Here is an 896-nt window from a genome sequence, read left to right as displayed (position 1 = left end):
CTTGATCGCCTGAAAAAACTCATTCCACCAGGCGTTCAGCCGAAGTTCACAAGTGCTGCAGAGTTGCTGGCGTGGCAGCGGGAAGAGGGCCTGAAGCGGTGTGAAGAACTGGACAGGCTGAACCAGAAAGCCCGGACAGAGAAAATCTTCGGTCGCTCAGGAATCCAAAGTCTACATCGCAGCTGCACGTTCGCGAATTACCAGGTATCTGGGGAAGGGCAGCGCAAAGCCTTCACGATGGCAAAGAGCTACGCACAGAATTTCGGTGCTGGGTTCGCGAGCTTCGTGTTTAGCGGTGGCCCTGGTACCGGGAAAAACCATCTCGCTGCAGCAATCGGAAATCATTTGCTTTCTGGCGGGCATAGCGTGCTGGTCGTCACTATCCCTGACCTGATGCTACGCGTTCGCGAGTGCTACGACGGTGGCCAGTCAGAGGCTTCGCTTCTGGATGACCTCTGCAAAGTCGATCTGCTGGTACTGGATGAAGTCGGTATTCAGCGCGGAAGCAACGGCGAGAAAGTCATTCTGAATCAGGTTATCGACCGTCGCCTGTCGTCGATGCGTCCGGTAGGGATCCTGACAAACCTGAACCACGACGAGCTTCTCGGGGCGTTGGGTGCGCGAGTTATCGACCGTCTCCAGATGGATGGCGGGATGTGGGTGAACTTTGACTGGGGAAGCTACCGCAAGAACGTTAGCCATCTCCGGATCGTTAAATAACTTCAAGGACAAATCACTATGGCAAGCAAATCACTGTGGGCAATTGTCGATTTTCTTCGGGTTAACCAGAGCATAACGCCGCGTCAGGTTCAGAACCTTCTGGGATGCGACAGCAAGAAGGCACACAACCTGATGCTTCACCTGGTACGTAGGGCAGTAGTTATTCGCGCTGGCGA

Annotated in this window: 1 protein-coding gene; it reads left to right on the top strand. The window is 54.5% G+C overall.

The window, feature by feature from the left end; all coding sequences use genetic code 11:
• Nucleotides 1-720 (top strand): ATP-binding protein (locus tag JSN25_RS17170; protein ID WP_204525174.1); only part of this gene is annotated, 720 nt, incomplete at its 5' end.
• Between the last annotated feature and the right edge of the window lie 176 nt (nucleotides 721-896).

Source organism: Citrobacter cronae (genome assembly GCF_016893685.1).
Taxonomy (GTDB): Bacteria; Pseudomonadota; Gammaproteobacteria; order Enterobacterales; family Enterobacteriaceae; genus Citrobacter; species Citrobacter werkmanii.
The sequence above is the reverse complement of the archived record's forward strand: the minus strand, read 5'-3'. Positions and strand labels throughout refer to the sequence as shown.